A 26,101-nucleotide genomic window follows, 5' to 3' on the forward strand; every position below is an offset into this window, starting at 1 on the left:
TTTAGGATATAAAAAGTGGCAAAATGTTAGGCAAAATAAGAGAGGATTTACAGCAGAATTTATTCAAGACCAGGCTTACGGAGCTTATTAATATGGAGCATCCGGTGGTAAAATTAGCTGGGGAGATTTCCTGGGATAAAATGGAGTCAGAGTTTGAGAAATTATTTTCAGAAAACGGAAGACCTTCTATTGCTATCCGTAAAATAGCAGGAATGCTTTTGCTCAAGGAAATGTTTAAAGAAAGTGATGAAAGTGTAATAGAGAGATGGATTGAGAATGCGTATTGGCAATATTTTACCGGAGAAACCTTTTTCCAGACAGAGCAGCCTTTCGATCCGAGCAATTTTGTACACTTCAGAAAAAGAATTGGAGATAAGGGTTTGGAATTTCTTTTGGGACAAAGCGTTTCTCTCCATCCCAAAGCCAAAACAGAAGATGAAGTTCAGGTAGATACGACGGTTCAGGAGAAGAACATTACCTTTCCTACCGATGCCAAATTAGCAAAAAAAGTAATCGACAATTGTAGAAAAATAGCAGAAAAAGAGAGCGTTGTACAAAGACAAAGCTACAGAAGAGTGAGCAAACAATTATTGCGGGACGCTTTTTTTGGACATCATCCCAGAAGACAGAAGAAGGCAAAAATGGCGAGGAAAAAGCTCAGGACGATTGGTAAAAGAGTTCTTCGGGAATTGGAAAGAAAACTTCCTAAAGATGTTTTGAAAGGCTACGAAGACGTTTTTAAAATTTACCTTAAAGCACTCACCCAAGAACGTACCACGAAAGATAAAATTTACAGTCTTCACGAGCCACAAGTTGCGTGTATTGCGAAAGGAAAATCGGGAAAAGCATACGAGTTTGGGACAAAAGTAGCAGTAGTAAGAGGTCGGAAAACAGGGATCATCAGCTCGGTAAAGAGATTTTCTGGCAATCCTCACGATAGTAAAACTCTTGAAGAATCATTGGCACAGAGTGAGAGGGTAAGAAAATCCGTTGGCGGAACAAGACCTACGAAAGCCACTACAGACAGAGGATTTAAAGGAATCAAAGAAGTGGAAGGAACAGCAATTTTGCTTCCCGCAAAAAAAGAAAAAACAAAATATGGGCAACAAGTAGCCAGATTAAGATTCCGGGCAAGAGCAGCCATAGAACCTTGTATCTCTCATTTAAAAAGAAACCACTCCTTAGGATTAAACTTCCTGAAAGGAGTGGCTGGAGATATTAATAATGCATTATTAGCAGGGATTGGATACAATTTGAAGATGAGATTGAATCAAATCAAACAACAAATTCTTCTTTGGCTCGAACTTGTTCTCCGAATCTTTTTAGGCAAATATAATTTTCAAAGTCAAAAAACAGCTTTTTAAGGAGCGACTAATTAATGATATAAATTGACTTAATCTTTACCAATCTCAATTAATTCGGATGTAGGTTGAAAAAACATAAAAGCCGGATGAAATTCATCCGGCTTTTACTTTATCTTTTATAAAAGTTTATTTTAAAGATTTTATCCCCATTTCATACAACGCAAAAGAGATCAAATCTGCATTTTCGCCAATGACCTGTTCTGTAGATCTTCCGGCTCCGTGCCCAGCATTTTTTTCAATTCTTAATAAGACAGGATTTTGACAAGCCTGTTTTTCCTGCAACTCAGCTCCAAACTTAAAAGAATGTGCCGGAACCACTCTGTCATCATGATCACTTGTAATGATCATTGTAGACGGATAGCAAGTACTTTTCACATTATGAACCGGTGAATATGATTTTAAATATTCAAACATTTCTTTATTATCTTCAGCTGTTCCATAATCGTAAGACCATCCTGCTCCGGCTGTAAATTTGTTGTACCTCAACATATCCAAAACACCTACACCAGGAAAGGCAACTTTTGCCAGATCAGGACGCATGGTCATCGTAGCTCCCACTAAAAGACCACCATTTGATCTCCCTGACAAAGCCATATATTCTTTAGAAGTGTAGCCTTTAGACTGTAAATATTCTCCCGCTGCAATAAAATCATTAAATACATTTTTCTTCTGCATTTTCGTTCCTGCATCATGCCATTTTTTACCGTATTCTCCACCTCCTCGGATGTTTGGAACGGCATAAATTCCGCCATTTTCCATCCAGATAGCATTTACCACAGAGAAAGAAGGCTGTAAACTGATATTGAAACCTCCGTAAGAGTAAAGAATGGTCGGGTTTTTACCGTCCAGCTTTGTTCCTTTTTTATAATTAATCATCATCGGAACCTTTGTTCCGTCTTTTGAGGTATAGAAAACCTGCTCAGAAACATAATCTTCAGGATTAAATTTCACTTTCGGCTTCTGATAAATTTCCGATTTTCCGGAATCTGCATTAAATTTATAGGTCGTTCCCGGAGTAATATAGTTGGTAAATGAGAAATACAATTCCTTTTCTTTCTCCTTGCCGCCAAAGCCACCAATATTCCCTTTGCCCGGGAGCGCAATTTCTCTAACTAATTTTCCTGCCTTATCGTATTGCTTCACCTGATCAATAGCATCAATCATATAAGTTGCGAAGAAATAACCACCACCTGAAGAAATTCCCAGAACGTTTGGAGTTTCAGCAATCACATCCTTCCAGTTTTCAGGAGAAGGATTTTTGATGCTTGTTTTTACCAGGCGCATATTCGGAGCATCTTTATCTGTGAAAATAAACAAATCGTCTCCTTCGGTATCTACAATACTTGCATTGATATCAAAACCTTTGTTGATCTGAACAAAATCGCCTCCGTTTTTAAGATCTTTGATGTATAATTCGTTTCCGTTGGTTGCATTGGCCGCCGAAATAATCAGATATCTCTGATCTTCAGAAACACCTGCACTAAGATATCTTCTCGGAGTTTTTTCACCACCAAAGATCAGCTGATCTGCCGATTGCTTCGTTCCTAATTTGTGAAAATATACTTTATGCTTATCCGTCATTCCTGAAAGCACAGTTCCTTCTTTTGGTTTGTCGTAGCTTGAATAATAGAAACCTTCATCACCTTTCCAAGAAATTCCGCTGAATTTTACATCCACCAATGTTTCATCGATCTGCTTTTTAGAAACAGCATCAATAATAATGATCTTATTCCAGTCGCTACCGCCTTCTGAAATTGAATAGGCAGCTAAATTTCCTTTTTTATTAAAAGATAAATTGGCTAAAGAAGTGGTTCCTTTATCTGAAAATTTATTTGGATCTAAGAAAACTTCTGTAGATTTTGTTTTATTGTTGGTTCTATATAAAACCGACTGCGCCTGCAATCCGTTGTTTTTATAATAATAGGTATAATCGCCTTCTTTGAAAGGTGCTGAAATTTTTTCATAATTCCAGATGTCTCTCAACTGATCTTTGATTTTATCTCTGAAAGGGATCTTGGAAAGATAATTCTGTGTATAGCTCACCTCTTCATCCACCCATTTTTTTGTCGCTTGGGAATCATTTTCCAAATCACGGAACGGATCTGCAACAGCAGTTCCAAAATACGTATCAGTCTGATTTCCTTTTAATGCTTTAGGATAATTCATTTTTTGAGAATAAAATGTGGCTGAAAACAAAACACCAGCCGTTAATAAAATAGGTTTAAAATTCATTTTGAACGATTTTCTCAAAAATACGTAAAGTATCTCACATAAAAAAAGCCACTGAAAACAGTAGCTTTTTAGTATTTTATTTATTCTCTTTATTGATAGAATTGAAATTTTCAAAGTAGAAATTATTCAGTTTCCACAACAATTCCTGAGGGCCTCCATTCCAGTAATAAACGCCTTCTTCTTTATAAATTTGATATAAAAGAAACTTCTCGGAATACGAAATTTCTTTATTCGAATTCAGAAGTTTATTCGTTAAATCTTTCAGATAAATCTTCAGTTGCTTTGCTGTTATATTTTTGCCGTCTTTAAAATCAACACTCGATGTATCAGCGGGAACTTTAATTTTCACATCATAATAAACTTCCGAAACATCCTGACTTTGAGAATAATCATTCCTCATCGTATCAATATTTTTGATGGAATACGTTGCTGTTTTAAATCTGTCGAAAAGTGCTGCAAAGTAATTTCTTACATCTTGTTTGCACTCTTTACCCACACTTTCTGAAAACCCGGTAAGAAAAAGATTGGTAAACCCGGTAAGCTCCTGTTCGTAGGTATTTTTCATATCCATATGATAGATAGCTTCCTGGCCCATAAAATTTTTCAGGTAATTATTGAGGTCGGTTAAAGCCTTATTATCATGCTTTACAAAGGTGTTAAAGTACAGTTCAAACACCCTGTCTGGTTTTAAAACAGAGGTCTGTGCCCGTACATTTTGTGCACAGATAAGCACCACCAATAGCAGCACATTCTTGATCCATCCCATAGTTTATTTTAATTCTTAGTGTGTTGTGTAAGTTGAGAGCAAAAAAAAGCTCTTGAAATTTCAAGAGCAATATTAGTGTTATTTTCTTTAAAAGTTTTCTTCTTCGCCTTTCATTTTTTCAGCATTTTCTGCCATGATTACAGCATCGATCATTTCGGAAATATCACCATTCATATACGCATCTAAGTTATACATAGATTTGTTGATTCTGTGATCCGTAACTCTTCCCTGAGGATAATTATACGTTTTGATCTTTGCAGAACGGTCTCCTGTTGAAACCATCGATTTACGTTGTGCTGCAATATCTCCCTGAACTTTCTGCAACTCGATGTCATACAATTTTGTTCTCAACATTTCCATTGCCAACTCACGGTTTGCTAACTGAGAACGTGCCTGCTGACAAACAACCACCATTCCTGAAGGTTTGTGCGTTAACTGAACTTTCGTTTCTACCTTATTTACGTTCTGTCCCCCAGCTCCACCTGAACGTGAAGTCTGCATTTCGATATCGGCAGGATTTAATTCAAAATCCACTTCTTCAGCTTCCGGAAGAACGGCAATTGTGATCGCAGAAGTGTGAACTCTACCTTGAGATTCCGTTTCAGGAACACGTTGTACACGGTGAACTCCGGATTCGAATTTCATCACCCCGTAAACGCCTTCGCCTTCTACTTTCATGATCAATTCTTTGTATCCTTTTGCTGCTTCGTTAGAATCGGTTACTTCATGTCTCCAGCCTTTCGTTTTGAAATACATGGTGTACATTCTGTATACATCTTCCACGAAAATTGCGGCTTCATCTCCACCTGTTCCGGCACGAAGTTCCACGATAACGTTTTTATCATCTGCAGGATCTTTAGGAATTAATAATACTTTTAATTCTTCCTCCAATCCCGGAATTTTATCCAACGCTTCGTTTTTCTCGATTTTTGCCAGTTCTACGAAATCTTTATCAGATCCGTCGGCAATAATTTCGTCAGATTCTTCAATAGTATCCAACGCTCCTTTATATTGATCGTAAACTCTTACAATTTTCCCCAAATCGCTATATTCTTTGTTCAAAGAAGAATATCTTTTTTGGTCTGAAATTACATCAGGCTGTATAATAAGGTCTGCCACCTCATTATATCTTTGTTTTATAGCTTCTAATTTTGGAATTAATGATTTAGACATTATGAAAATTTTGTGGCTGCAAAGATACGGATTATTAATTCAATTTTAAAACTAATAGTTTGTTGTTCTGAATGAAGCGTAAGTATCTTATTTATTTCAATTGTCCTTTTGTCTTGAAACAAAAGAACGAAAAATTCAAGACCTGGAATCTGAATGCTAAAAATTAAAATTTAATCCTAAAATTCCCAAAACTTGCGCGAATTCAAAATTAGGCCTTCGGTTCGGCATTTGTCTCGCGCTTCAAACAGTTGGAATTTCTTAACGGCTTAACTTTTATTTTTTTTAACGCTTCAGCTTCCTATGTCGAAAATAAATCCTTCGACTGCTTCACGCTCAGGATGACATTGCGAATACTAATTGCTTATATTAAAAATATAATTAAAACATACGCATTGTCAGTCTGAGCCTGTCGAAGACTTTTCATTTAAATAAAAAGGTATCATCAACCTTAACTTCTTAAATAGCCTTAATGGTTTTAAAAAAAATCAAACTTTACTTCTAGTCAATTTTCTATCAATCAAATACAAAATAACACCCAACGCTACAATTCCGAGCCCGATCAAACTTTCTTTAGGATTATGAATAAAAGTGAAATACAAAATATACACACTAAACAACAAAAAAACCGTCGGGAAAACGTAGAATACATTGGATTTAAATATTTTTCGATCTTCTTTTTTAATAAAATACGATGTAGAAATCGCTAAACTGGCAAATAACTGAAGAATAAAAGCGGTATACACGAAAATTTCTTTAAAACTTCCCGTTAAAATAATCAATGTAGCAATCACAGCATGAGCAAAAATAGCCCGAACCGGAATTCCTTTTTTATTTCCGACGGATAAGGATTTCCAGAGTTTATTTTCTTTGGCAAAAGCCTGAGTTAATCTTGAACCTACCCATAAATAACCGCTGATGGTAGCAATTAACTGCAAAGCAATAAATACATTCACCACTTTTCCAAAGGTATTTCCAAGCATGTTATTAGCCACTTCACCCATTACATCTTCTTTTCCTGCCATTTGGGCTACGGGCGCATGCTTCAGCATAATAAAATTCACCAGAAGATAGCAAACGGTTACGAAAACTGTTCCTACAATTAATGATTTTGGAAGATTTTTCTGAACATCTTTAATTTCTCCCGCAATATAGGAAGCAGAATTCCAGCCCGTATAAGAATAGGTCACAAAAACCAAAGATGTGGCAAAAGCAGGCAGCATCATTTCTTTTTTCCAGGAATCATCAAACAGAAGACTGTTCCCCACACTTTCCGAATTTGAAAGAAAAACACCCAAAGCAATTAAAATGATGATAAAAGCAATTTTAATGAACGTAAAAAAATTATGAAACTTACTCGAAGTTTTTAAACTAAATGACAGAGAAGCCGCCACGAGAAAAATAATGCCGATGGCAAAGCCATTTCCAAAAGAAAAATTAAACGCTGAAAGATATTTAGACATCGCCAAAGCTGCCAAAGCAACCGGAGAAGAAAAACCGATAATCAGAGAAATCCAGCTTACCAAATATCCTAAAATTGGATGATAAGTTTCTTTCAAATAAATAAAATCACCTCCGTTTCCTTTGAAATGAGAACCCAATTCGGCATAACAAAAAGCCCCGAAAAGCGCTAAAATTCCTCCAATGACCCAAAGGAGGAATATGCTGTATGTATTCGTAATATCTGCCAGCTGAAAACCCAGCGTTGTAAAAATTCCTGTTCCGATCATATTCGAAACCACAATGGCCACTGCCGTTTTCCAGCCAATCTGATGTGACGTTGAATTCATTTAATTAAAATGTAAAATTAAGCCTTCCGAAGAAATAATTTCCCAATGCTCCCATCTGAACCGGAGCATATTTGAAAACCCCATAATATGAATTTTCGTAGCTCTGAAGATCCGGAAAAACATCAAATAAATTATTGGCACCCACGGTAAGATTGATATTTTTGGTCAAATCATAGCCCACACTGATATCGGTTACTACTTTTGGTGAAAATTTCTGCACGCCTCCGAAGGGATAGCCATCTCTTGTTACCTGACCAAAATACGTATTTCTCACCAGAAAATTAAATTTACCGATTCCGTAGTTTAAGCCCAATGTTGCCTTTGTTTTAGGCGATAAGGTTTCTATGATATTGATCTGATCAGGACCGAAAAACTCGTCCTGCGGCGTTTGTAAGCCTTGTGGAAAATGAAAATCGGTGATCTTGGTTTCCGTATAATTTCCGGCAAGGTTGATATTCAGATTTCCGCCGCCCAATTTCCAGTCGTAAGAAACTACCAAATCTACCCCTTTCGTTTCAGTATCGATAGCATTGGCAAAAAATCGGGCACTTTCCACTTCATTTCCTTCACCTACGATAGCGGGATCCTGTAATCTGTCGTCTGTAATATTACTTGTGATCACAATTCTGTCTTTCACGCCGATCCAATATCCGTCTAAGGTAATAAATAGTCCTTTTGCAGGTTTCAAGGTAAATCCGACACTTCCATTTACTGAGGTTTCCTGTTTTAATTTATCAAATCCAAGAATTTCAGCCGCTCTGCTGTCGTTGTTAAAAATTCCTTTTTTCACAATTCCAACTCCGGTGGTTGAAATATCTGCGTAAGAATTATTGAAATATTGTTGCTGCAAAGATGGCGCGCGGAAACCTGTTCCTACTGCTCCACGAATAGCAAAGTTTTTAATGAATTCATATCTGAGAGCCAATTTACCATTCAGGGTATTTCCAAAATCTGAATAGTTTTCAAACCTCAGCGCCGCATCGATATTTAATTTTTTAGCTAAATCATAAGAAACATCTGCATAAACCGCTGTAGAATGTCTTGATTTGGTTAAAGCATTGTCTGTCGAAAACCCGGTGAACGATTGCGCACCACCCGCCCCTATTACATTGGCTTCGGGAGTTGTTGGCGTTACGACGTTTCCAAAAATATCATATCTGGCGTAAGAAGCCTGTTCGCCAGCTTTAATATCATATTGCTCAAATCTGAATTCTCCACCAAAAGCAAAATTGAAATTTTCAACACTTTTAGACACATCTAAATTAACGGTATTCTGAAGAAAACTATGAGCTCCCGCGTAAAAACTCGTAGGTGAATTCGCTCCTAATGAAGCATTTAACGTGTTATCCACATTGTATTTAAAGGTATTGCTCCCGAACGTATTGCTAAGATCAAATTGCCAGTCGTTCAGATTATATTTCGCTCCAACAGCATAAGAAATATCGTATACCTGAGAATTCAAAACTGCCTGAAAACCGTTGGGATAGATGGAATACACATTATTTGAAGTCTCACTAGGGAGCCTTCTGAAACCATAGCCCTGACCTTCTTTTATGCTGAAACCTCCGAACGAATAGATTTTGAAATGATCATTAAAAGGATATTCGGCATTCACAAATAACTGCGCCTGTTTAATTTTGGCATCTCCGATCTGAAAATTGAAATCATCGCGGGATAAACCTCTTTGCTTGATAATCGCATCATCAGCTGCTCTTGCTGCATCAGGATCATCAGCAAAATCATAGGCAAAATTATCTCCAAAAATATCCAGATTGTGATTCTGAGTTCTCGTGGTCTTTCCTCTTTGATTAAGCTGAAGAGATAGGTTGATATAACTTTCGTCTTTTCCCAAAGATGACCCGTAGTTCACTCCTGCCTGATACGTTTCGCCATCTCCTCTTCCTGTGATTCCATAATTCAACGTGGCAGAAGCACCGATATCTTTTTTAAGAATAATATTAATAACTCCGGCAATCGCATCCGAACCATACTGAGCCGCTGCTCCGTCTCTTAAAACCTCAATCTTTTCAATAGCAATTACAGGAATTGCACTTAAATCAGTTCCGACAGAACCATTTCCGACCGTATTCTGATAATTGACCAAAGAAGTGGTATGTCTTCTTTTTCCGTTTACCAAAACCAGAACCTGATCCGGGCCCATTCCTCTTAATGTGACTGGATCAATATGCTCGGTTCCATCCGATGCCGACTGACGAACCGCATTGAAAGACGGAATGACATAATTTAATAAATCCTGAACGGTAATTTGCGGTGAGGATTTCTGTATCTTTTCGATATTGATAATATCTACCGGAACCGGAGTTTCCAGTTTTGTTCTTTTAGTATTTCGGTTACCCACGATAACCACATCTTCAATCTGTTTTTCCCTTTCCTGTTCCTGCGCGGAAATTATAATAGCGCCAAGTAGCAATACAGATAGGCTAAGCTTTTTCATCTTTTGTTTTTTGCAAAATTAATAATCAACCCGAACGGACAACATCCGCCAACAAAGACCGTCAAGAAAATGGAATAATATTTAGAATATTGTTTCACTTATCTTCCCCCAAATTGGGTTGGAATTAGCACCATTACCTGTCTAGAAAAGGCGGTTGCTAAGGTTTCACAGGGCCAAATCCCTCCACCTTTCTTGATAAATCTAGCACAAAGGTAGACTATTAATTTCACATAGCAAAAACTTGTAATTATTCCCTTACAATCAGCTTTTCCACAATTGTGAATAAGATGTGGAAAACGTATTAATTAGCTATTAGCAAGCTGTTAGAAGCATATGAATAAGCATAAATTGAGTATTAATAAGCTCGTGGATAAAATATGAATAAGCCGTTAGTAAGGTATTAGTAAGCCGTGAATAAACTTCAATACCAATGTGGGTAACTTTGTGAATAACCTATTAAAAACGTCTTAACAACCCGTTTACAAGTATACTTTTCAACGTGGATAATATATGAATTAATAAAAAAAAGAGATCGCTAAGCGACCTCTTTACAATCATTTTCAGACTTATCCACAAGCTATTCCACTATCATTTTTTGAATCGAAACTCCCGTATCTGATTTTAAATGAACCAAATATGTTCCCGAAGGATAACCCACCTTCATCTCATGCGTTCCGTTTTCCTGAGCAAGTCTAAATGAATCCATCAGCTTACCCGTCATGTCATAGATGAAAATTTGTCCGTTTTTAGCTTTGTTATACACCAATTTGACGAAACCGCTCTTCACAGGGTTATCAGCAATCTGAAGCAGTAACCTTTGAGAACCACTTGCATCTATTGTGGATAAACTCCCCGTATAGTTTCCAAAGATCCTGAATTCGCCCGGTTGAAGCGTAATCGGAGCCGTTGTTGACGTAATATTTGAAATGGTATTATCCATTAAATTTTGCCAAGCCCCAACATAAGGAAAATACGGAACTACACTCTTCGCTGTTGTATTATAATTCGCCAACACAACCACATTTTTCATATCGTTGTTTGTCAATAGATTATCATAAACGTAAATCCTCGTTATTAAACCCTCCGGATCATTCGTTAAATTATTAGATTCTATCGTGTAGGTTTTTGATTTAAATACAGAATGCGCATTTCGGATGTTGATAATTTTCGCCCAGGTATCGTAAACCGCCTTTCTGTTGGCATCAGCTTCATATCCCAATGCAAAAGCAATCGGCTTCTCATCTGTTCTGCAGTCATTATTAACAGATCCGTCTGCACACCTGTTGATACTGAATTCATAGCCCAATTCCCCAAACTGCCAGATCATTTTCGGACCAGGAATCGTAAAGAATGTAGCACCAAAAGTTTTCATTCTGTCAAGCGCCATATTTAAGTTTTTAACATCATAAGAACCATTCACCGCACCGTAAGCAAGATTTTTAAACATCAATCTTTCCTCGTCATGACTTTCCCCATATCCTACTGCTCTCATCGATGAAAAGCCGTGAAGCTCATGATCCACTCTGTCGAAATTACTATTTTCCTTATAGCCCATTGTATTTTGGTTATAAGAACCATTCTGATTATTCCACATCATTACTCCTTTTCCTTCTGATGCCTTATAATTAGCCCACTGCTGCTCTTCCTCGTCTGTTCCCAAATGCTCGAAGATCACATAAGAATTCGGATCGATTGCCCATTGTTTATCGGCATAATCTTTAAGAATATCCACCCTATCCTGTTGATAAGCATTGGTACAGCCTTCGTCATTTTCAGAACAGTTTTGGGTAAAACCTTTTGTAAGATCCCAACGGAATCCATCAACCCTATACTCAGTTAGCCATTGTTGCAATGTTCTTTCAACGTAATATTTAGTCGAAGGACTTGTATGGTTAAAATCATTAAATACATTATAAGAATGCTTTGGAACCGTATTAAAATAAGGATTATTAGCCGCTACATCTCCGTAACCGTCGCCATCAGGATCTACATTCCAAAGTCTTACCAGGGGAGAACGACCTGTCGCATGATTGAAAGCAACATCTAAAATCACCGCAATACCGTTTTGGTGACAAACATCTACAAATTCCTTGAATTTTTCCGGCGTTCCGTAGGCTTTGTCTAAAGCATAATGAAAAGACGTATTGTATCCCCAAGACAGGTTTCCATCAAACTCCATAATCGGAAGCAATTCGATTGCATTAATATTTAATCCTTTTAAATAAGTAATTTTATTGATCAGCGACTGCCAATTTTTTTCCTGGGTAAAATCTCTTAATAACAATTCATACACCACAAGATCTTCTTTTGCCGGACGCTGGAAATTATTTACCTGCCAGTTGTAAGGCGTTTGACCTGTTTTAAACATAGAGACCTCAAAATCCTGTCCTGCAGGAAATGTTGGTAAGTTCGGATAAGTAGTCGCCGAGATCCACTGATCATCATAAGAAGATAAAATCTGTGGCGAATAAGGATCTGCCACTTTTTTCAGATCATTGGTTCTGTATTGGAAAGTATACAATTGCTGAGGAGTCAGCCCGTTTAATTCAATCCAGTATAGATCAGGATTTGTCGTATCTCTTTTCATTAAATAGACATCATTCACTGCCCAATTATTGAAACTGCCGATCACATGAACGAAGTTTTTAAAAGGCGCATACAAAGCCAACCCAACCTTAGTCTGATCCGCCGGATCATAATTAATCCCCTGTCTTATCCATCCCGGAATCGATTCAGAAACCACATCTCGCGGAACCTGCAAAGTAAACGTTGCATTTTTAGAAGAAGAACCTTCCGTCGCAATTAGTTCCATAGAAGCATCTTCTGTTACGGTATAGCTGTAAGAATACGACGAAGAAGGCGTTGTTGTAGAATTTACGACCGTTCCGTTTGCTTTTAGCTGGAAAGTTGCATTTACATTTGTTGTCGCTGTAATGTTGATTGAGTTTCCTACAGGAACCGATGTCAAGCTATTTGCAGCAGGATTAGTAAGGCTTAAACTTAAAGTCCCAACATTTACAAAGCTATCTCCCGTTTGATGCGCTCCCGTTTTATCTTTTAATAAAAAACCAAATCTTCCGATTCCGGTTCTGCCGTAAAAAGTGGTTGGTGTAAAAGTTAAAGAATAAGAATCTGTTGTGCTGTTGTAAACCAACTTGTTCGCATCGTTTGAATCTCCCCATTGTCCGTTAGTAGGACAATCCTGATCATTTTGAAAATTAGAATCCAGTGACCAGGACCAAATATAAACTGCATTATTTGAAACGCCCCAAGCAGCTTCATCGATCTGATCTCCCGGAACCGTTAAAGTAATCTGATCCGTCTCATTGAACGGATTGGGTGTAACTGTATAGCTGATCTGCCCAAAGACAAAAGCCATTATCAACAGAAATACACCGGAATAAAATTTCCTCATAAAGTTCTCTTTTTTAATTAGTATTGCACTAAAATAATTTATTTTTCAGCAAATGATTATGCTTTTAATTAAAAAAGATGAAATTAAAAAAGATGAAATTCAATAAGCAAAAATAATATGCAGAACCTTTCATTTTAAAGATTAATAAAAAGATCTAACGTCACGGTTTGTCTTTTTCAAAGTCCATTTTGTCCGTTTTACCCCACTTACAATTTTTCAACACCCAATTCCCTACTACTTTTGAATCATAATTTAAAAATCGAAACCATTATGCATTCATATCCAATACCTCAGCAGCTTCAGAATATCAAAAAATATTTAACCAAAGGAATTCTAATGCTCCTTTTCAATTTCGGACTATCATTAAATGCTCAACAGAAAACAGAAGGTTCTTTGGGAAATTTAAAACAGATCAACGCAGGCGTTTTAAACATTGGCTATACAGAAGCAGGCTCTCCCAAGGGAACTCCGGTTATTCTTCTTCATGGCTGGCCTTACGATATTCACAGTTATGAAGAAGTCGTCCCCCAACTTACTGCAAAAGGATACAGAGTGATCACTCCCTATTTACGAGGTTTTGGAACCACCTGTTTTCTTTCTGATAAAACGATGAGAAACGGACAACAGACTGCCGTGGCTTTAGACATTATTACTTTAATGGATGCTTTAAAAATTGACAAAGCTATTATCGGCGGCTTCGATTGGGGCGCAAGAACAGCAGATGTGATGGCTGCACTTTGGCCGGGACGTGTAAAAGGGTTGATTTCCGTAAGCGGATATCTGATCACCAATTTAGAAGCCAATAAAAAACCACTTCCTCCGAATGCAGAATTAGGATGGTGGTATCAATATTATTTTTCTACCGAACGCGGCGAAAAAGGCTATGCAGAAAACACGTATGATTTCAATAATTTGATTTGGAAAACTGCTTCCCCCAACTGGAATTTTGATAAAGCTACTTATGACAGAACTGCTCAATCTTTCAATAATCCGGATCACGTAGCGATCGTAATGCACAATTACCGTTGGAGATTATCTTTAGCCAAAGGAGAGCCCTCATATGATGAACTGGAGAAAAAGCTTCAGTCAAAACCAAAAATCAGTGTCCCAACCATTACAATCAGTAGTGATTTCGACGGGGCTGCTATTGATGGAAAGGCATACGAAGGCCAATTTACAGGAAAATATTCCCATAAAATTTTAAAAGGAATCGGGCATAATGTTCCTCAGGAAGATCCCAAGGCTTTTGCAGAAGCGATTGTTGAAGTGGATGGTTATTCGAAATAGTTGATAGTTGATAGTTGATAGTTGATAGTTGATAGTTGATAGTGAAATTTAAACAAGTTTTAATTAATAAAAATCTTAAAAAATGGAAAATACAAACATTATTCAGGCAGAAAAAGTTTTATACACAGGAAAAACGCATACTACAGGCGGCAGAGAAGGCTTCTCTAAAAGTTCTGATGGTAATTTAGATATAAAACTATCAACATCGGGAGGTTCGGAACAGGGAACCAATCCGGAACAGCTTTTCGCTTCGGGATGGTCTGCCTGCTTTATCGGTGCTTTGGGAATTGCTGCCCGAAAAAGAAAGATCAGGCTCCCTAAAGAAACTGCGGTAGATGCCGAAGTAGATTTATGTTTAAACGATGATGCTTACTTTTTGCAAGCCCGATTGAACATCAGCCTTCCCGGAATCGATAATGAAACAGCAAAATCATTAGCAGAAGAAGCACACCAAACCTGTCCGTATTCAAAAGCAACGAGAGGAAATATTTTGGTAACGCTACAAATTTCATAGTCTATTCAATTATTGCCAAACAAAAACCCGCACTGTGACGAAACAATGCGGGTTTTACTGCAATTTAAAAAATGAACTAGCGCTGACTAATAAACAAAGGTTTATGGAGCAAACCTCCGCATTAAATCAAACGTTATGACAATTAGTTTTTAACAACTTTTTTAGAAATCTTCTGTCCGTTCTTCAATTTCAATTCTACGATATAGACACCATTTGAAAGAGCTTTCATATCGATTTGATTATTTGAAATCTGAACGTCTACTTTTTGACCGACAAGATTATAAACAGCCACAGTATCAATTGTTGAATCTGCTTTAATATTTAAAATACCGTTGGTTGGGTTGGGATACACCCCTGCTGTCGCAGCATTAAGTTTTACGTCAACAGTCCCAAGCTGCGTAAAATCTTTAATACATCTTATAGCTTCTCCCTGCCCTCTTGGCGCTCCGGAAGTGGGCTGTGCATTTCCTGTTCCAACATATAAATACTTACCTCCTGAAACAGCAGTTTCTGAACTCCAGAAATACCCTCTTTCTCCAACAAAAGAAAAACCTCCCGTTGAGCTGCTTCTGTATCCGCTCGCAGGCAACTTTAAATAACTGCTATAAGCCGTTGCCGGATTATTAATTCCTTCAGCATTTACAGCCGAAACCCATTCTGCTGAAACCGGAAGCCTCCAGCCCTGCCCTACTTTTTTACAGGGATCTGCCCCTATTGCCGTAGTCACATCCGAAGAAGATGCTGCCGTCCATGCATCGCTGGAAGCATGAGTCCCCCACCATGAAGATCCGGAAGGCCCAATAATAAAAGAATTATTTCCTCCGGTAATCCCCATAGGCGAATTGGGATCCGGTGCGGAATCCGTTGGCGAATTTCTCAACTGATGTCCGTCGTCCCATCTTCCCCATTGGAAAAGATCCCCATAAGATTCTGCATCATTAAAAGCTGTAGCCACTCTTGAACTTCCTAAGTTTTGCTGAAACCATACTTTTCCGTCTGCTCCTCTTACTGTAGTGTATACTATCTGCTGACCTTGATAAAAGAAAGATACACAACCTAAATCTCCAGGGTTTGTACCCGGATCTGTATTATTACAAGTAGGAATAGCATTGCTTCCTTCAAGAGAAATTCTTTTCACTTTTGTTCCCGTATCGGAATAGGCTAAAACCAAATAATTATTAGCTTTATCAATTGCTAAATCATTATAAGTCGCCTGTCCGTCAGAGATAAAATCTCCTCCGAATTTCTCCCAAACCTGATTAGCATTTAACTTAAATACTGAATTTTTCAGATAATTATCATTTTCAAAACGGCTCCCCACCACATAAGGTTCTCCTGAAGACGTCACTGCAATGGCAACGTGCTGCACTCTTCCTTCACTGAAATATTGATTTCCTACAGCAACCCACGATGTCCCGTCGAATTTTTTAACATTTAATTTAGTTCCGTTTGAAGAATTGGAAACATAAGCAACATACACATTATTATTTCCGTCAATGGCAATATCAGAAGTATAAAGCTCGCTTGCCGCAGCACCATCTACAATGCTTCCGCCAACCAACTCCCAGTTGTCTGTAGCACTGGCTGTCGTAGAATTTACATAGACTCTTAAACCACCTGATACGTTTGCCGTATATACTTTATTGTTGGTTCCGATAACCATTTCTGCATACATCGCTCCGTTTGAAAAACCCGCATTCCCAACTTGCTCCCAAGCACCGTTAACAAAACGAGAAACGGTTCCTGAATTATGACTTCCAAACGTAAATAAAACGTTAGACGGCGAAACCGCTGACGCATGGTAGTTAACCGATGTCGTTGTTGCATTAGGCAATGAATTCCAAGAAGTTCCGTTAAACCGTCTAACCTCCATTCCAGATCCCGGATACCCGATTTGATTTGTATAAAAAATATTGCCTAAACCATCTACTGATAAAGAATTATAAAGCGCAGTTCCTGTTGTAATTCCCGCACTTCCTCCGGCATAAGACCAAGTATTTCCGTTAAAAATCTGAACCGAACCTTTTGCTACCGAAGTATCATAATATGAAAGATAATATTTTCCCGCATTATCTATAACCAAATTGTTATAGCTACTTCCACCAGCAGAAACCGTTGCCACGCCTCCTACATTTTCCCATTGCTGAGCATATGAATAAGAACCTGCAAAAGCTAAAACACCGAGACTTACCCCGATTTTTTTCATTGCCACCTGTAAATTTCCGAACATATTCAATATTATTTTTATTTATTCTAAATTATATTTAATTTTGCGCAAAATTACTTCTCATAATTAACCTCAAGTTATCATTTTCAAACTTTTTGTTATCCAATGGGAAGCTTTTCTTTCAAATTGTACCATAAAAACCACGCATCGTATGAAGCAAAATAAGAACGGCGCCCTATTTATGTCCGATGATATACAGATTGTCCTGCATGAAGATTCGTACGCGGAAAATTATTTGAAATCTCAATTTATTGAAGGGAAATCCAGTTTTAACCTTCTTTTTTTGCTGAGTAATGACATTCACCTTGAAGCCAACGATTGTGGAGCTAATTTTCTGTTTAAGAAGAACCAGTATATTCTTCATTATTCCTCGATGGACAGTTCGGCAGAATTATGGGCAGAAAATCAGGACTGTTTAAAATATGTACAGATCAAAATCAATTATAATTATATATTCAACCTTATTAATCCTGAAGCTAACCGGGAAAATGCAGAGATTCTGGAAAGCATGATTAAAAATAACTTTATTTTTCTTCACAAAGAAACGCCTCCTGACATGACAGTAGAAATGCATATGATCCTTAGAGAGATTGTCAGCTACTCAAAAAAAGGGGTTATGCTCAAATTATTTATTGAAGCCAAGCTTATTAAACTGCTGATTTTAATTTTTGAACAGTTCAACAGTAAAGATGACACCCACAAGATCCCCCAAGCTCCTTCTATTATTAAAAAGTACATCGATGAGAATTACCACCGAAATATTAAGGCAGAGGAAATCGGGAAGTTAATCGGAATGAATCAGAATAAGATCAGGAAAGAGTTCAAATCACAGTACCAGATCACCATGACCGATTATATTTCTGAACTGAGAATGCTAAAGGCTAAAAAACTTATCATCAACAAAGATATGATGATCAAAGAAATTGCGATTGAATGCGGCTACGAATATGTCCAGAACTTCACAAGAGCCTTTAAAAAGAAATTCGGGGTATCTCCTGAAAAACTGAGAACCGACTAGAAAAAAGAAAAACCACTTAAAAAATTAAGTGGTTTTATATATGTTGTTTTGCTTTGATATTACTTTCTCGGAATTCATGTGAGAAAGCAATGACAATCAATTAATGATGTCCGTGACTATCGTGACCGTGGTCGTGTAAAAAAGGACCATGCCCCTTAGGTTCGCTGAAGATTACTTCAACTCCTTCCTGCTCCGTAAGCAATTTGCTTCTTATATCTTCTGGATCAAAAGGTTTTACCTTTCCGAAATACTCCTTTAAACCTTCAGTCAACCACATAGGAATTACCAATCCGAAGAACATGAAAATACACCAGAATCCTACCAGGAACATGATTATGAAAAATACGGTCCAAAGGAACTGATAAAACGGCCAAAATGCTGATAAAATCGTTATCATTCTTTAAAGATTTTAGGCAAAAGTACAGCTTTTTATTGTTTCACACAAAACATATAAGCCGTATTTTGTTATTTATTTTTATTTTAAACTAAATTAAAGACGTCTAGATAATAGATGGATAGATAATAGACTGTTTATCTATGTTCTATTTGTCTATCATCTGCGCATCAATTCTATATTTTTAATGAGCAAGATTTGCGAAGAAATCATTTCCTTTATCATCAGTAATAATAAATGCAGGGAAATCTTTTACTTCAATCTTTCTTACCGCTTCCATTCCTAATTCCGGAAAATCCACTACCTCAACAGAGAGAATATTGTCTTTCGCCAGGATCGCGGCAGGACCTCCGATAGAGCCGATATAGAAACCTCCGTATTTATGGCAAGCGTTGGTCACGTCTTTCGTCCTGTTCCCTTTTGCCAGCATCACCATGCTTCCGCCGTGGCTTTGGAACTCGTCTACATACACATCCATTCTTCCTGCCGTTGTCGGCCCGAAACTTCCGGAAGCCATTCCGTCCGGAGTTTTTGCCGGTCCTGCGTAATAGATCGGGTGATTTTTGAAATATTCAGGCATTGGTTGTCCGGCATCCAATAATTCTTTGATTTTTGCGTGAGCGATATCCCTTGCAACGATTAACGTTCCGTTTAATTTTAATCTTGTTTTGATTGGATATTTCGAAAGTTCAGCCAAAATATCAGACATAGGCTGATTCAGATTAATTTCAACCGCTTCTTCCAAATGTGGCGGCGTATCAGGTAAAAATCTATTCGGATCTTGCTCCAATTGCTCCAAGAAAATACCTTCTTTGGTAATTTTTCCTTTGATATTTCTGTCCGCCGAACAAGAAACTCCCATTCCAACCGGACAAGAAGCCGCGTGACGAGGAAGCCTGATTACCCGAACATCATGTGTTAAATATTTTCCGCCGAACTGTGCTCCGATTGCACTTTCCTGGCAGATTTTCTGAACTTTTGCTTCCCATTCCAAATCTCTGAAGGCCTGTCCGGCTTCATTGCCTTCAGTAGGAAGATGATCATAATATTTTGCTGATGCTTTTTTCACTGCTGCCAAATTCGCTTCCGCAGAAGTTCCACCAATGACTAAAGCTAAGTGGTAAGGCGGACAAGCAGCTGTTCCTAGATCCGAAATTTTCTCTTTGATGAATTCTTCAAGAGATTTTTCGTTCAATAAAGATTTTGTCTTTTGATAAAGGAAAGTTTTGTTTGCAGAACCTCCACCTTTTGTTAAGAATAGAAACTCATAGTAATCTCCTTTCTTAGCGTAAATATCAATCTGTGCCGGAAGATTTGATCCAGAATTCTTTTCATCAAACATCGTTAAAGGAACCACCTGAGAATATCTTAAATTTCTTTTTTGATAGGTATTAAAAATTCCTTTGCTTAAATATTCTCCGTCATCAACACCTGTGTAAACGTTTTCTCCTTTTTTACCCATCACAATCGCAGTTCCCGTATCCTGACAAGAAGGTAAAGCGCCTTCCGCAGCTACCGCAGCGTTTTGTAATAAATTATAAGCAACGAATCTATCGTTATCTGTAGCTTCAGGATCGTCGATAATTCTTCTCAAACTTTCTAAGTGCGAAGAACGAAGCATAAAAGAAACATCCGCCATCGCTTCTTCTGCAAGAAGTTCAAGACCTTTCGGATCTACGGTTAAAATCTCTCTGTCGCCAAGTTTTTCAACTTTCACAAACTCTGAAGTCAACTTCTTATACACCGTATCATCTTTCTGAATCGGATACGGATCCTGATATCTAAATTCCATGTCTACTTTTTCTTTGGTGCAAAAATACGGCTTACGCAAAAAAACATGAGCAAAATCAGTGATTTAGATTGATATTTATAATGATTATAAATTGTGAGGTTTTTCATTATTGAGTAACTTTATGGGAACATATTTTTTAATTAAAATATTTCTATTTTTTTGCTGAGATCCCTAAAGAATGCAAACTAAATGGAAAATTTTAATCGTTAAAATTTATGATTAAAAAGTTTAAACTAAACAAAAAATATTCAATCACAATGAATTACAGAATTGAAAAAGACACCATGGGTGAAGTGCAGGTTCCTGCAGATAAGTTTTGGGGCGCACAAACAGAACGTTCAAGAAACAATTTCAAAATTGGTCCGGAAAGTTCTATGCCTCACGAAATTATTGAAGCTTTTGCGTATTTAAAAAAAGCGGCCGCATTTACCAACACCGATTTGGGCGTTCTTCCTGCTGAAAAAAGAGATATGATCGGTAAAGTTTGCGATGAAATCCTGGAAGGAAAATTGAACGATCAGTTTCCTTTGGTCATCTGGCAAACTGGTTCAGGAACACAATCAAACATGAACGTGAACGAAGTTATCGCCAATCGTTCACACGTAAATGCCGGAGGAAATCTTGGTGACAAAACTGAAGTTCACCCGAATGATGATGTGAATAAATCTCAATCATCAAACGATACATATCCAACCGCAATGCACATCGCAGCATATAAAAAAGTTGTTGAAACAACGATTCCGGCGGTTGAAAAATTAAGAGATACATTAAAAGAAAAATCACAAGCCTTTAAAGATATAGTAAAAATCGGGAGAACGCATTTGATGGATGCAACTCCTTTGACTTTAGGACAGGAATTTTCAGGATATGTGGCTCAATTGAATTATGGAATTAAAGCTTTAAAAAACACGTTACCTCACCTTTCAGAATTGGCTTTGGGGGGAACTGCGGTTGGAACAGGTTTGAATACTCCCCAAGGTTATGATGTAAAAGTGGCTGAGTATATTTCAAAATTTACGAATCTTCCTTTTGTAACAGCAGAAAATAAGTTTGAAGCTTTAGCAGCTCACGACGCCATTGTAGAATCTCACGGCGCTCTTAAACAACTGGCTGTTTCTTTATATAAAATTGCTCAGGACGTGAGATTACTGGCTTCAGGACCACGTTCAGGAATCGGAGAAATCCATATTCCTGAAAATGAGCCAGGCTCATCCATCATGCCGGGGAAGGTGAATCCTACACAAAATGAAGCCATGACGATGGTTTGTGCTCAGGTTTTAGGAAATGATACTACCATTTCTTTTGCCGGCACCCAAGGAAATTATGAACTGAATGTTTTCAAACCTGTGATGGCGTATAATTTCTTACAGTCTGCTCAGTTGATTGCCGATGCCTGTATTTCATTTAATGATCATTGTGCGGTAGGAATAGAGCCAAATCATGAAAGAATCAAAGAACTTGTTGACAAGTCGTTGATGCTGGTTACGGCCCTGAACACCCATATTGGTTACGAAAATGCAGCAAAAATTGCAAAAACTGCTCACAAAAACGGAACGACACTGAAAGAAGAAGCGGTCAATCTTGGACTTTTAACAGCCGAACAATTCGACCAATGGGTTAAACCGGAAGATATGGTGGGAAGTTTGAAGTAATATAAGGTCGAAAGATGAAAACTTGAGGTGGGAACTTTAATTCGCTTTCAACCATCTGTCTTTAATTAAAATGATCAATTTCCAGAAAATAAAATATGGGAAAACCTCGGAGAAATCTGAGGTTTTGCTTTTTTATAAACAATTGAAATACAATTTTTTAAATAAAATCAATTTTCAATCATTTTTTTTCATAAATTAGTGATATAAATACAATCCACTATAAAACAAATCATTATGAAAAATCGAATTAAGTTAAACAGAAAGGATTTAAAAGAAGTTTTAGGAGGGCACACCTGCCCCGGAAACCTTATTCATGTGCAATGGAATGGTTATCATGCCTGCTGCATTACACCGCCTCCGGGAGGAAACCCATGCAACGGAACAGCCTGCCTTATACCGGTAGACATGTGCGAATCCGGACCCTTTTAAACAGAAAGCCTGTTTATAATTCTATTAAAAGCGGCCTCCGAATGTATAAATAGTTGATAAAAGATTTCAAAAAAGAAAGGTCAGGGAATTTTCTCTGACCTTTTATATGAATATGAATCTACCCGGCTACATTTTCCAGAGTAACAAACAATAAGATTTACCTTAATGGTTGAACGCACGCTGACAGAAAAGACACCAATCATAAAAAACTGAAAATCAACACACAAAATCAACAGTCTTTTATAAGCATAAGATGTCAGCAATCCATATTACATTAAAAAATAATATGTTTACTAAAATTTGATTTTGATTTTTCCGGCTAAAATGTTAACTTGTAAAAATCATAAATACAGATAGAATTTAATGCTAGAAAAGAAAGAACATAATTACGAGAAGGCGGTCTTGGTAGGTGTTGTTACCCAGCATCAGGACGAAGATAAGCTGACCGAATATATGGATGAACTAGAGTTTTTAGCCTTTACGGCCGGGGCTACAGTGGACAGAAGATTTACACAAAAACTAACCCAACCTGACTCCAAGACCTTTATCGGAAGCGGAAAAGCGCAGGAAATAAAAGAATATGTAAAGGAAAAGGAAATCGGAACCGTTATTTTCGATGATGAATTATCTCCTTCCCAGCTGAAAAACCTCGAAAGAGAAATGGAAGTGAAAATTCTGGACAGAACCAATCTGATCCTTGATATCTTTGCCCAAAGAGCAACAACTTCCTACGCAAGAACTCAGGTGGAATTAGCACAGTACCAGTATCTTTTACCACGATTAACGAGAATGTGGACTCACTTGGAGCGTCAGAAAGGGGGAATCGGGATGAGAGGTCCGGGGGAAACGGAAATTGAAACGGATAGACGTATCATTCGTGACCGAATTTCATTATTAAAAGATAAACTAAAAACTATCGACAAGCAAATGGCGACCCAGCGAAACAATCGCGGAAAGGTAGTGCGCGCAGCTTTGGTAGGATATACCAACGTAGGGAAATCTACATTGATGAATTCTCTTTCGAAATCTGAGGTTTTTGCTGAAAATAAACTATTCGCAACGCTTGATACGACTGTAAGAAAAGTAGTGATCGGAAATCTTCCGTTTTTGCTCACCGATACGGTAGGGTTTATCAGAAAATTGCCTACTCAATTGGTAGAATCATTTAAATCCACACTGGATGAGGTTCGCGAAGCTGACTTATTGATTCACGTGGTTGATATTTCTCATGAAAGCTTTGAAGATCATATTGACTCAGTTAATCAGATTTTAATGGAAATCAATGCACATCAAAAGCCGATGATCATGGTTTTCAATAAAATTGATGATTTCAGTTATGAACAGAAGGAAGAGGACGACCTTACGCCTTCCACCAGAAAAAATATTTCTCTTGATGAATGGAAAAATACCTGGATGGCAAAATCTAAATATCCTACGGTATTTATTTCTGCTCTTACCAAAGAAAACTTCCCTGAAATGAAGAAAATGATCTACGATGAGGTAATGAAAATACATATTTCAAGATTTCCTTACAATGATTTCCTTTTCGAATATTTCGATGATGAGGAGGAAGATAATAACAAAAATTAATGAAAAAATGCCTTTTCTTGTTGCTGCTTTTTATTTCGGTTTTGGGAATTGCTCAGAAGCTGAAACCAGATTTTAAAAGCATTGAGAAAAATCTTACCGATAAGCAGTCTCCCTACCATTATGACAAGCTGATTTTTAAATATAAGGCTTATCCTAAGTCTTTAGACAGCCTGGAAGCGCAATACCTGTACTACGGAAGAAACTTTCAGGAAAACAAAGTTTCAACCACAGATGATGACTTTAAACAACTGGCGGACGCTTTCAAAGAAAAGAACGCTGATGCATGCATTAAACTGGGAAATGCTTTATATCAGAAAGACCCTACCAATCTCGATGTTTTACTCATCCTGCTACGTGCTTATGATTCCAAGCAGGATGCCGGTAACTTTGCCCATCACGTAAGCCAGTTTCGGCTACTGACTGACGCCATTAAAAAATCTGGCGACGGAGCCAGTGAGAAAACGGCATATCTCGTCAATTCTGTGGGGGATGAGTATATTCTGCTTAATATTTTACAGATTGGAGAGGATTTTAACCGACAGTCAAAAGCACAAAATGATGGCATGATGGACGTCTGGGACAAAGACGGCTACAAGATATACATCAAGGTTCTGTACCTGGATTTTTAAACCAAATAAAAAAAAACACTTCGTGGAGTTATATTATTCATTTTCGGCCTTAATTGTTTTAGCCTCAATATTTGCTTATCTGAATTACAGATTTCTTAAACTTCCGAGCACCATCGGAATTATGGTGATTGCCATTGTTGTTTCCATCATTTTGGTATCTTTTGGTGAAACTTTTTTACCAAGAACTTTCGGACATCTTCATAATTTAATGAGCAGCATCGACTTTACCGAAGTGCTGATGGGAGCGATGTTAAATTTCCTTCTCTTTGCAGGGGGAATTCATATTAATATCAATGATCTTAAAGAACAGCTCAGACCAGTGGTTATTTTTTCCACTTTAGGAGTCGTTATATCCACTTTCGTGGTCGGTTTTGGAATTTTTTATCTTCTTCCTCTATTTGGGATCCAGTTACCGTTTATTTTCTGTCTCCTTTTCGGAGCCTTAATTTCTCCAACAGATCCGGTGGCGGTGTTAAGTATCCTGAAACAGGCCAACGTTTCAAAATCTTTAGAAACGAAGGTGGCGGGAGAGTCTTTGTTCAATGACGGTATGGCCGTGGTTGTATTTTCGGTAGTCCTGCAACTGGCCATTGGAAAAGAAATTGATCTGGGAATAGAAAACATTGGACTTTTATTATTGAAAGAGGCCGGAGGCGGACTGTTGCTGGGAATTGTCCTGGGATGGGTAACGTCAAGGCTTATGCGTGAAGTGGATGATTATATTATTTCAGTTTTGGTTACCCTTTCTGTGGTAATGGGAGGCTACCTGATTGCGAGACAGATGCATATCTCGGGGCCTTTAACAATGGTAGCTGCCGGATTATTTATGGGTAATTTCAACGTTAAGTTTAAAATGAAATCCATCACTCAGGATTATTTAATTAAATTCTGGGAACTGATCGATGAAATTCTGAATGCCGTATTGTTTTTATTCATTGGATTTGAGTTATTAATGATTAAAGACCTAAAGCACTTTGTAATTCCTGGTTTAGCGGCCATTGTAATCGTTTTATTTGCAAGAGTAATTTCCATTTGGGGACCAACGAAGTTTATGAGAACTACGTTTAGTCCGCAGACCGTAAAAGTTCTGGTTTGGGGAGGAATTCGTGGTGGTGTTTCCATTGCCTTAGCAATGTCTATTCCCAAAAGTGAATACAGTGAAATTATTTTAAGTATTACTTACTGTGTCGTAGTATTCTCTATTATTGTTCAGGGACTTACCATAGCGAAAGTAGCAAATCCGAAAAAAATTGCCAAAGAAGAGCGGGAACTGGAAAGTATTGCTGCTGAAGAAGGACATTAAACAATAAAATAAACACAGAGATGAAGAAAATAATTTATCTGCTATTTCTGGTTAATTTCAGCATTTGCTTCTCA

The 26,101-nt window shown here is 37.6% G+C and carries 18 protein-coding genes and 1 riboswitch; of the genes, 9 read left to right on the forward strand and 9 right to left on the reverse strand.

Annotated elements, in window-relative coordinates; translation table 11 throughout:
• The first annotated feature begins 23 nt into the window (after positions 1 to 23).
• Positions 24 to 1,364, forward strand: coding sequence for an IS5 family transposase (locus VUJ46_RS14245; protein WP_326981209.1), 1,341 nt, complete (start codon positions 24 to 26; stop codon positions 1,362 to 1,364).
• Positions 1,365 to 1,490: 126 nt separating this feature from the next.
• On the opposite strand, the gene VUJ46_RS14250 is transcribed toward VUJ46_RS14245, so the two are convergent.
• From VUJ46_RS14250 to VUJ46_RS14275, 6 genes are all read right to left on the reverse strand, one after another.
• Positions 1,491 to 3,530, reverse strand: a complete 2,040-nt coding sequence (locus VUJ46_RS14250) for a prolyl oligopeptidase family serine peptidase (protein ID WP_326985107.1) — start codon at positions 3,528 to 3,530, stop codon at positions 1,491 to 1,493.
• 142 nt (positions 3,531 to 3,672) lie between these two features.
• Positions 3,673 to 4,362, reverse strand: coding sequence for a hypothetical protein (locus VUJ46_RS14255; protein ID WP_326981410.1), 690 nt, complete (start codon positions 4,360 to 4,362; stop codon positions 3,673 to 3,675).
• Between the two features lie 87 nt (positions 4,363 to 4,449).
• Positions 4,450 to 5,535: a peptide chain release factor 1 gene (gene prfA / locus VUJ46_RS14260; protein ID WP_326981411.1), complete on the reverse strand. Its 1,086-nt coding sequence runs from the start codon at positions 5,533 to 5,535 to the stop codon at positions 4,450 to 4,452.
• A gap of 485 nt (positions 5,536 to 6,020) precedes the next feature.
• Positions 6,021 to 7,322, reverse strand: a complete 1,302-nt coding sequence (locus tag VUJ46_RS14265; protein WP_326981412.1) for an APC family permease — start codon at positions 7,320 to 7,322, stop codon at positions 6,021 to 6,023.
• Positions 7,323 to 7,326: 4 nt separating this feature from the next.
• Complete coding sequence (locus VUJ46_RS14270) at positions 7,327 to 9,777, reverse strand: TonB-dependent receptor plug domain-containing protein (protein WP_326981413.1); 2,451 nt, start codon at positions 9,775 to 9,777, stop codon at positions 7,327 to 7,329.
• A gap of 95 nt (positions 9,778 to 9,872) precedes the next feature.
• Positions 9,873 to 9,979: riboswitch (SAM riboswitch) on the reverse strand.
• A gap of 375 nt (positions 9,980 to 10,354) precedes the next feature.
• Positions 10,355 to 13,192: an alpha-amylase family glycosyl hydrolase gene (locus VUJ46_RS14275; RefSeq protein WP_326981414.1), complete on the reverse strand. Its 2,838-nt coding sequence runs from the start codon at positions 13,190 to 13,192 to the stop codon at positions 10,355 to 10,357.
• Between the two features lie 270 nt (positions 13,193 to 13,462).
• Between VUJ46_RS14275 and VUJ46_RS14280 the strand changes: the two genes are divergently transcribed.
• Positions 13,463 to 14,479 (forward strand): alpha/beta fold hydrolase, encoded by a 1,017-nt coding sequence (locus VUJ46_RS14280; protein ID WP_326981415.1) that lies wholly within the window; start codon positions 13,463 to 13,465, stop codon positions 14,477 to 14,479.
• Positions 14,480 to 14,561: 82 nt separating this feature from the next.
• Positions 14,562 to 14,993, forward strand: coding sequence for an organic hydroperoxide resistance protein (locus tag VUJ46_RS14285; protein WP_326981416.1), 432 nt, complete (start codon positions 14,562 to 14,564; stop codon positions 14,991 to 14,993).
• Positions 14,994 to 15,135: 142 nt separating this feature from the next.
• Here the strand turns inward: VUJ46_RS14285 and VUJ46_RS14290 are convergent, their stop codons facing one another.
• Positions 15,136 to 17,223, reverse strand: a complete 2,088-nt coding sequence (locus VUJ46_RS14290) for a T9SS type A sorting domain-containing protein (RefSeq protein ID WP_326981417.1) — start codon at positions 17,221 to 17,223, stop codon at positions 15,136 to 15,138.
• A 148-nt stretch (positions 17,224 to 17,371) separates the two neighbouring features.
• Between VUJ46_RS14290 and VUJ46_RS14295 the strand changes: the two genes are divergently transcribed.
• On the forward strand, positions 17,372 to 18,238 hold the full coding sequence (locus tag VUJ46_RS14295) for a helix-turn-helix transcriptional regulator (RefSeq protein ID WP_326981418.1): 867 nt from the start codon (positions 17,372 to 17,374) through the stop codon (positions 18,236 to 18,238).
• 100 nt (positions 18,239 to 18,338) lie between these two features.
• Here the strand turns inward: VUJ46_RS14295 and VUJ46_RS14300 are convergent, their stop codons facing one another.
• Both VUJ46_RS14300 and VUJ46_RS14305 read right to left on the reverse strand, forming a co-directional pair.
• Positions 18,339 to 18,635 (reverse strand): hypothetical protein, encoded by a 297-nt coding sequence (locus tag VUJ46_RS14300; protein ID WP_326981419.1) that lies wholly within the window; start codon positions 18,633 to 18,635, stop codon positions 18,339 to 18,341.
• Between the two features lie 181 nt (positions 18,636 to 18,816).
• On the reverse strand, positions 18,817 to 20,424 hold the full coding sequence (locus VUJ46_RS14305) for a fumarate hydratase (RefSeq protein ID WP_326981420.1): 1,608 nt from the start codon (positions 20,422 to 20,424) through the stop codon (positions 18,817 to 18,819).
• A gap of 257 nt (positions 20,425 to 20,681) precedes the next feature.
• Between VUJ46_RS14305 and fumC the strand changes: the two genes are divergently transcribed.
• The 5 genes from fumC to VUJ46_RS14330 all read left to right on the forward strand — a co-directional run bounded on the left by fumC (position 20,682) and on the right by VUJ46_RS14330 (position 26,027).
• Positions 20,682 to 22,076 carry a class II fumarate hydratase gene (gene fumC, locus VUJ46_RS14310; RefSeq protein WP_326981421.1) on the forward strand — a complete coding sequence of 465 codons (1,395 nt, stop codon included), beginning with the start codon at positions 20,682 to 20,684 and terminating at the stop codon, positions 22,074 to 22,076.
• 234 nt (positions 22,077 to 22,310) lie between these two features.
• Positions 22,311 to 22,505: a hypothetical protein gene (locus VUJ46_RS14315; RefSeq protein WP_326981422.1), complete on the forward strand. Its 195-nt coding sequence runs from the start codon at positions 22,311 to 22,313 to the stop codon at positions 22,503 to 22,505.
• A gap of 363 nt (positions 22,506 to 22,868) precedes the next feature.
• Positions 22,869 to 24,095, forward strand: coding sequence for a GTPase HflX (hflX, locus tag VUJ46_RS14320; protein ID WP_326981423.1), 1,227 nt, complete (start codon positions 22,869 to 22,871; stop codon positions 24,093 to 24,095).
• Entirely contained in the window at positions 24,095 to 24,724 is a 630-nt protein-coding gene (locus VUJ46_RS14325) for a DUF4919 domain-containing protein (protein WP_326981424.1), read from the forward strand. The genes hflX and VUJ46_RS14325 overlap by 1 nt, the downstream gene beginning before the upstream one ends.
• A 22-nt stretch (positions 24,725 to 24,746) precedes the next feature.
• Positions 24,747 to 26,027 (forward strand): cation:proton antiporter, encoded by a 1,281-nt coding sequence (locus VUJ46_RS14330; RefSeq protein ID WP_326981425.1) that lies wholly within the window; start codon positions 24,747 to 24,749, stop codon positions 26,025 to 26,027.
• The last annotated feature ends 74 nt before the right edge of the window (positions 26,028 to 26,101 follow it).

Source organism: Chryseobacterium sp. MYb264, assembly GCF_035974275.1.
Classification (GTDB): domain Bacteria; phylum Bacteroidota; class Bacteroidia; order Flavobacteriales; family Weeksellaceae; genus Chryseobacterium.